The sequence below is a fragment of the Variovorax sp. GW531-E2 genome (assembly GCF_059423125.1).
The window spans coordinates 1-7,876 of record NZ_JBWKXQ010000106.1 but is presented as its reverse complement, the minus strand read 5'-3'; the positions used below and the strand labels follow the sequence as shown (position 1 = coordinate 7,876).

At 70.5% G+C, this 7,876-nt stretch carries 6 protein-coding genes; 3 read left to right on the top strand and 3 right to left on the bottom strand.

Annotated features, from left to right (window positions below; all coding sequences use genetic code 11):
- On the top strand, window positions 1–1,116 hold a 1,116-nt coding region (locus AC07XP_RS31680; protein ID WP_495266893.1), incomplete at its 5' end, for a nucleoside hydrolase.
- A gap of 70 nt (window positions 1,117–1,186) precedes the next feature.
- The gene (xylB, locus tag AC07XP_RS31675; protein WP_495266892.1) at window positions 1,187–2,656 is read left to right on the top strand and encodes a xylulokinase; all 1,470 of its coding nucleotides are present in this window, start codon (window positions 1,187–1,189) and stop codon (window positions 2,654–2,656) included.
- 16 nt (window positions 2,657–2,672) lie between these two features.
- Here the strand turns inward: xylB and AC07XP_RS31670 are convergent, their stop codons facing one another.
- Complete coding sequence (locus AC07XP_RS31670) at window positions 2,673–3,623, bottom strand: tripartite tricarboxylate transporter substrate binding protein BugE (RefSeq protein ID WP_495266895.1); 951 nt, start codon at window positions 3,621–3,623, stop codon at window positions 2,673–2,675.
- Window positions 3,624–3,693: 70 nt separating this feature from the next.
- Window positions 3,694–4,926: an alpha-hydroxy acid oxidase gene (locus tag AC07XP_RS31665; RefSeq protein WP_495266891.1), complete on the bottom strand. Its 1,233-nt coding sequence runs from the start codon at window positions 4,924–4,926 to the stop codon at window positions 3,694–3,696.
- Between the two features lie 121 nt (window positions 4,927–5,047).
- Here AC07XP_RS31665 and AC07XP_RS31660 point away from each other — a divergent pair, with 121 nt between their 5' ends.
- Window positions 5,048–5,950, top strand: coding sequence for a LysR family transcriptional regulator (locus AC07XP_RS31660; RefSeq protein ID WP_062481283.1), 903 nt, complete (start codon window positions 5,048–5,050; stop codon window positions 5,948–5,950).
- Between the two features lie 10 nt (window positions 5,951–5,960).
- Here the strand turns inward: AC07XP_RS31660 and recQ are convergent, their stop codons facing one another.
- Entirely contained in the window at window positions 5,961–7,871 is a 1,911-nt protein-coding gene (recQ, locus tag AC07XP_RS31655) for a DNA helicase RecQ (protein ID WP_495266894.1), read from the bottom strand.
- Window positions 7,872–7,876: the final 5 nt, after the last annotated feature.

The window sequence follows — 7,876 nt, the reverse complement described above, 5'->3', positions numbered from 1 at the left end:
GGTGGGGGCGGGGGGGGCGGCATCGGCCTGGCGCCCGGCTACGCGGCCGCGCCGGTGGCGCAGAAAGTCATCATCGACAGCGACTACAACACCATGAGCGACGACGGCCAGCTCGGCGTCATGGCCGCGCAGCTGCAGGCCGAGGGCAAGGTGCAGGTGATGGGCATCAGCGTGGTGTCGGGCAACCAGTGGCTCAAGCAGGGCGTGGCCGACGCGCTGATGTCGGTCGAGCGCCTGGGCGTGGGCCAGCGCATCGGCGTCTACGTGGGCGAGAACTACGCGCTGAACCACACCTTCGCGGACATCGAGGCTGAGATGAAGGCCGGCGCAGGCGGCGACGGCTACCTGGGCGCCTGGAGCGGCCCCGAGCCCAAGACCGACGCCGACCTCAAGCCCTCGCCCGACGGCTTCGCCACTCGCACCGTGGTGCAGCGCAAGAGCGCGGTCGACTTCATCATCGACACCGTCAAGGCCAACCCGAACGAGATCACCATCCTGGCCATCGGCCCGCTCACCAACATCGCGCTGGCCGCGAAGAAGAGCCCCGAGATCGTGCCGCTGATCAAGAAGATCATCTACATGGGCGGCGCCGTCGACGTGGCCGGCAACACCACCCATTTCGCCGAGTTCAACTGGTGGTTCGACCCCGAGGCCGCGCAGTTCGTGGTGCGCCTGCCGATCCCGCAGGTGGTGGTGCCGCTGGACGTGACCGACACCGTGTTCCTCACCAAGCCCGTCTACGACCGCATCGCGCACCCGGCCAAACCCACGGCCGTGACCGAGGTGTTCCGCAAGCTCAACGGCTACGGCTTCAGTGGCACCAACGGCTTTGAGAACAACCCGAACTACACGCAGAACATCTGGGACACGCTGGTGCTGGCCTACCTCGTCGATCCGCGCTACGCCACGCAGACCGTCGAGCGCTATGTCGACGTGGTCGCCAAGCCCGGCGCCGCCGACAACGGCCGCTCCATCGGCTACACCACGCCGCCCGCGGGCGTGCCGCTGCAGAAGATGACGGTGGTGAAGAAGTTCGACAACGCGCGCTTCTTCGAGCTCTACATCGACCTGCACACGCGACCGGTGCCGATCACGCTGCCGGCGAGCGGCTCGTAAACCACCTGCCGTCAGCCGGCGCGCGGGGCCGGAGCGCCGATACTTCGGCCCTCGAACAGGGAACACACGCATGCTGATCGGCATCGATATCGGAACCTCCGCGGTCAAGATCGTCCTGACCGACATGCAGCTGCATGTCGTCGCCACGGTCGATCGGCCGCTCACTTCGCAGTATCCGCAGCCGCTGTGGTGCGAGCACGACCCCGACCAGTGGTGGGCCGCCGTGGCGGACGGCCTCGACGAGCTGGCGCGCACGCATCCGACAGCCATGGCCGGCGTGCAAGGTATCGGCCTGTCGGGCCAGATGCACTCGCTGGTGCTGCTCGACGCGGCCGACCGCCCCGTGCGCCCCGCGATCTTGTGGAACGACGGCCGCGCCGCCGCCGAGGCCGCCGAACTCATGCAGACCGACTTGGCCCTGCGCCGCGCCGTCGGCGTGCAGCCGATGGCAGGCTTCACCGGCCCCAAGCTGCGCTGGCTGCGCACCCACGAGCCCGAGGCCGTGGCGCGCGCCCGCTCGCTGCTGCTGACCAAGGACTACGTGCGCCTGCAGCTGTCGGGCGAGAAGGTGACCGACGTCACCGACGCGGCCGGCACCTGGCTGTTCGACCAGGCGCAGCGCCGCTGGTCGCCGCAGGCGCTCGCTGCCTGCGGGGTCGATCCCGCCTGGCTGCCGCGCGTGGTCGAGTCGTGCGAGCCCTGTGCCACGCTGCGCGATGCACTGGCTGCGCGCTGGGGCTTGCCGCGCGGCGTGCCTATCGCGGGCGGCGCGGGCGATGCCGCGGCGGGCGGTGTCGGCATCGGCGTGGTCGGGCCGGGCGACGGCTTCGTGTCGCTCGGCACCTCGGCGCAGATCCTGGTGGCCGACACCGCGCACCGCCCCGACCCCGAGCGGCTGGTGCACGCCTTCTGCCACGCGCTGCCGCAGCGCTGGTACCGCATGGCCGCGCTGCTCAACGGCGCGAGCCCGCTCGCGGCGCTGGCGTCGTGCACCGGCGGTGCCTCGGTCGGTGCGCTGCTGGCCGAGGTCGAGGCCGCGTACGCCGGGCCGTCGCGCCTGCTCGCGCTGCCTTATCTGTTCGGCGAACGCACGCCGCACAACAACCCCTTCGCGCGCGGCGCGATCGTCGGGCTCTCGGGCGCGACCACGCGCGCCGACCTGATGCAGGCCGTCTGCGAAGGCATCGCCTTCTCGCTCGCCGACGGCCTGGAAGCGCTGAGCGCGCAGACGGCGCGGCCCGAGCGCCTGGCGCTGATCGGCGGCGGCGCGCGCTCCGCCTTCCTGGCGCAGCTGATCGCGTCGGTGCTCGACGTGCCGCTGGTGCTGTACGAATCCGCCGACCGCGGCCCGGCTTTCGGCGCGGCGCGGCTCGCGCGGCTGGCGGTCACGGGCGAAGACCCGGCGGGTGTGGTGGTGGCGCCGGCGGTGCGCCAGGTGCTGGCGCCCGACGCGGCCTTGCATGCGGCCTACCAGCCCCGGCTGGAGGCCTTCCGCACGCTCTACCGCGCGATGGCGCCGGTCTGGGCGTCGGTGGCCTGAAGAGGCGCTCGCGGGTTCAGTCTGGCGTGAGTCCGGCGGAATCCACCACCTTCTTGTACACGTCGAACTCGGCGGCGATCTGCTGCGTGAATTCCTGCGGCGTGTTGCCGACGACGAAGGAGCCGGTGTCCTGGATGCGCTTGCGCACGGCGGGATCTTCCAGCGACTTGCGCGCCGCCGCGTGCACCTTGTCCACCACGTCCTTGGGCAGGCCCTTGGGGCCCACGATGCCGTAGTACGCCATGCGGTTCACCGGCGCGAGGCCGACCTCCTTGAAGGTCGGCACGTCGGGCAAGTCCTTCAGGCGCTCGGACGCCGCCACGACGATCGGGATCAGCCGACGGTCCTTGATGAACGGCAGGGCGGAAGGCAGGTTGTCGAAGATCATCGCGACCTGGCCCGCGACGGTGTCGTTGAGCGCCGGGCCCGACCCGCGGTAGGGGATGTGCGTGACGGACGCGCCGGCCATGCCCTTGTACAGCTCCATCTGCAGGTGGCCGATGCTGCCCGTGCCTGCGGTGGCGTAGGCGTACTTGCCCGGGTTCTTCTTCAGCACCTCGATGAAGCCCTTGTAGTCCCGGGCCGGAAAGCTGGGATGGACCGCAATGACGTTGGGCGTGGCCGCCAGGTTGATGATCGGCGTGAAGTCGGTCTTCGGGTTGTACGGCACCTTGGGGTTGATGGCCGGATTCGCCGCCGTCGTCGACACGGTACCGATGCCCAGCGCATAGCCGTCGGGTGCTGCGCGCGCAGTCTCGGCGGCCCCGATCGCGCCGCCCGCGCCCGACTTGTTCTCGACGATGACGCTCTGCCCCAGGTGCCTGCCCAGGGGCTCGGAGATGACGCGCGCAATGATGTCCGTCGTGCCGCCCGGTGCGAACGGCACCTGCAGCTTGACGGGCTTGTCGGGATAGCCCTGCGCGTGGGCGGGCACGGCCGCTGCCAGCAGGCAGGCGAGGGCGAACAGGGTGGGGTTTTTCGGCAAGGTGTCTTCCTCCTCTTGGATTGATGGAATGGGCGGGATGAGTGGGGGCCGATCAGGGGCGCCGCGGGATCAGGCAGCTCGCGTCGAGTTCGCCCGGGTCGTTGACGCCGAGCATGGCCATGTTCCGGTCGACCTCGTCCCGCAGCAGCCGGATCGCGTGCGTGACGCCCGCGTGGCCGCCCACGGCGGCGGCATACATGAACGGCCGGCCGGCGAACACGGCCTTGGCGCCGAGCGCCAGCGCCTTCAGCACGTCGCTGCCGCGGCGCACGCCGCCGTCGACCATCACGGGCAGCTCGCCTGCGGCGTCCAGCACCTGCGGCAGCGCGCGCAGGGCCGGTGCCGCGCCGTCGAGCTGTCGGCCGCCGTGGTTGGAGACGATGAGGCCGTCGGCGCCGAGCTGGCGCGCGCGCCGCGCATCGGCCGGATGAAGAATGCCCTTCAGGATCAGCGGTCCGCGCCACTGCTGGCGGATGCGGGCGATGTGGTCCCAGTGGATGTGGTCGCGGCCGGTCGTGTCGCGGATCGCGGTGCTGGAGAAAAGAGGCGCACCGCGCGTGGCGAACGAGTTCTCGAAATGCGGCATGCCCTGCGTCACGAAGGTCCGCGCGAGCGTGCCGAGCAGCCAGCGCGGCCGCACGAGGCCGTCCCATGCCAGCCGCAGGCTGGGCCGCAGCGGCGTCGTGAAGCCGGCACGCACGTTGTTTTCGCGGTTCGCCCAGACGGGAATGTCGACCGTGACGACCAGGTGGCGGAAGCCCGCGCCGGCAATGCGCGCCACCAGGCCGTCGATGCGCGCCGCATCGCCCGGCAGGTAGGCCTGGAACCACGTGCCGGGCGCGGCCTGGGCCACTTCTTCCATCGGAATGAGCGAGGTGCCGCTCATGACCGCGGGAATGCCGGCCGCCTGCGCCGCCTGCGCGAGCACCAGGTCGCCGCGGTAGGCCGACAGCGCGCTGATGCCGACCGGCGCGATCCCGAAGGGCGACGCGTAGCGCTGGCCGAACAGCGTGACCTCCTGCGAGCGCCGGGAGACATCGACCAGCACGCGGGGCAGGAAGTCGTGCGTGTCGAACGCGGCGCGGTTGGCGTCCAGCGAGCGGTTGTCTTCCGCCGCGCCGGCGATGTAGCCGAACAGCGGGCGCGGCAGCCGGCGCTGGGCCGCGTGCTCGAAGTCCTGCAGCGACAGGATGCCGGCCAGACGCCGCGGCGTCGCGGCAGCAGCAGCAGGGGCTTGCGTCGGCGCGGTGCGCGGGGCATCGAAGGCACGCGAGAAAACAGTCATGTCCGCCATCCAGTCAGTCGTTCGGTCCGCGCGGACTGTAGGCGTGCAGAAGGTTTTGAAAAAGCGAATTTATGGTAATTTGCCATTTCGCTTTTTTCGAAATGACAGAGAGGAACGGCGCATGACGCTGAAGCAACTGGAGGCGTTCTACTGGGCCGCGACCTGCGCCAGCTTCGCGCTCGCGGCGCAGCGGCTGCACCTGTCGACCTCGTCGCTGTCCAAGCGCCTGGCCGAGCTGGAGGTGTCGCTCGGCGCGCCCTTGTTCGACCGCGCCGGGCAGCGGGCCACGCTCACGGATGCGGGTGAGCGTTTCCTGCCGCGCGCCGCCGCGCTGCTGCTGGCGGCCGACGAAACGAAGCGGTCGATCGGCGCACCCGCGAGCCTGGGTGGGCGCTGCACCTTCGGCATCGGCGAACTGAGCGCGCTGACCTGGCTGCCCCAGCTCGTGGCGCATGTGGGGCGGCACCTGCCCGACCTGCGCCTGGAGCCGCACGTCAACTTCGGCTCGGCGCTGGACGAGCGCCTTCGCAACGGCGAACTCGACTGCGCGGTGATCGCCGGGCGCTCACCGCACCACGGGCTGATCTCGTCGCACACCGTGGGCCAGGCGCATTTCGTGTGGGTGGCCGCGCCCGCGCTGGCGGGCAAGACCACGACCCTCGGCGCGCCGCTGCTCGCGCAACATCCCATCGTGACGCTGCCGACCGGCGCGGGCACCAGCCGCCTGCTCGACGAATGGCTCATGGCCGAGAACCTCGAGGCGCCGCACCGCCTCAGCTGCAACAGCTGGGGCGCCGTCGCCGGCCTGCTGATCGAGGGGATCGGTGTCGGGTTCCTGCCGGAAGGCTGGGCGCGCCTGCTGTCGCGCCGCGGCGACCTGCGCATCCTGAAGACCCGCCAGGCCCTGCCCGCACTGACCTACACCTTCCAGAAGCGCAGCAACGACGAGCGCCATCTGCTGACGGCCATGCGCGCCGCGGTGCTCGCGTCCATCGATTTCTCGAAGGCCGCGCGCCTGCTCTAGCTGGAAGCGGTCAGAAAGCTTCGCACACGCGAAGCACTTCAGAGCCGTAGGCCTCGAGCTTCTTCGTGCCGATGCCGCTGATGCCCTGCAGGTCCTCGAGCGTCGCGGGCGCGCGCTCGGCAATGGCCGCCAGCGTGGCGTCGTGAAAGATCACGTAGGCCGGCAGGTTGTGTTCCTTCGCCACCTCGGCGCGCCAGGCCTTGAGCGCCTCGAAGCGCTTCTTGCCGGTGTCGTCCAGCGAGGCCGCCGCCGGCGACGGTGCGCCCTTGGCCACCTTCTCGCGCCGGGGCTTGCGCTCGGCCGGTGACGACACCGACTCGCGCAGCGACACCGAGGTCTCGCCCTTGAGCACCGCGCGCGAGCCCTCGGTGAGCTTCAGCGTGTTGAACGCTTCCGCGTCCACCGCCAGCGCGCCGGTGGCGATCAGCTGGCGCAGCACGCCGCGCAGCGCCACCTCGCTGAACTCCGCGCCGATGCCGAAGGTGCTGATGCGCTCGTGGCCGAACTGCTTGACCTTCTCGGTCGCCTTGCCGCGCAGGATGTCCATGATGTGGCCCGCGCCGAAGCTGATGCCGCTGAGCTGCTGCACGCGGTAGATGGTGCTCAGCAGCTTGCGCGCGGCATCGGTGCCGTCCCACACCTGCGGCGGGTTCAGGCAGTTGTCGCAGTTGCCGCAGGGCGTGCTCTTCTCGCCGAAGTAGCCCAACAGGCGCACGCGGCGGCAGTCGCTGGCCTCGGCCAGCGAGAGCAGGGCGTCGAGCTTGCCGCGCATCACCTGCTTGAACTCTTCGCCGGCCGGGCTCTCGTCGATCATGCGGCGCTGGTTCACCACATCGTTCAGGCCGTAGGCCATCCAGGCGTCGGCGGGGGCGCCGTCGCGGCCCGCGCGACCGGTTTCCTGGTAGTAGCCCTCGATGTTCTTGGGCATGTCGACGTGGCCGACGAAGCGCACGTCGGGCTTGTCGATGCCCATGCCGAAGGCGATGGTCGCGACCATCACGATGCCTTCCTCGCGCAGGAAGCGGTCCTGGTGCTTCTGGCGCACCGCCGCATCGAGGCCCGCGTGGTACGGCAGCGCGTTGATGCCGGCGCCCTGCAGCGTCGTCGCGAGGTCTTCCACGCGCTTGCGCGACTGGCAATAGACCACGCCCGCATCGCCCTCGTGCTCGCGCTCGATGAAGCGCAGCAGCTGCGTGGTGGCGTCCTTCTTCTCGACGATGGTGTAGCGGATGTTCGGCCGGTCGAAGCTGGAGACGAACTGGCGCGCCTCTTCGAGCTGCAGCCGCTCGACGATGTCGGCGCGCGTGAGGTCGTCGGCCGTGGCCGTGAGCGCGATGCGCGGCACGCCCGGGTAGCGCTCGTGCAGCACGGTGAGCGCGCGGTACTCGGGGCGGAAGTCGTGGCCCCACTGGCTCACGCAATGCGCCTCGTCGATGGCGAACAGCGAGAGCTTGCCGCGTTCGTTCAGCGAATCGAGCTGCGACAGAAAGCGCGGCGTGTTCACGCGCTCGGGCGCCGCGTACAGCAGCGTGATCTCGCCGCGCAGCATGCGGCGCTCCACGTCCTGCGTCTGTTCCCAGTCGAGCGTCGAATTCAGGAAGGCCGCGCTCACCCCCGCCTCGTGCAGCGCGCCGACCTGGTCGTGCATCAGCGCGATCAGCGGCGACACCACCACCGCCACGCCGCGCCCCGCGCGCTGCCGCGCAATGGCCGGGATCTGATAACAGAGCGACTTGCCGCCGCCCGTGGGCATGAGCACCAGTGCGTCGCCGCCGCCGACCACGTGCTCCACGATGTCCTGCTGGGCCCCGCGAAAGCGCGCATAGCCGAACACGTCGTGAAGGATGTCGGCGGGGGCCGCGCTGCCGGGGCTGCTGCCGTCGCTGGTGGCGTCGAAGGGGCGGGGAGCGAGGGAAGACACAGGCG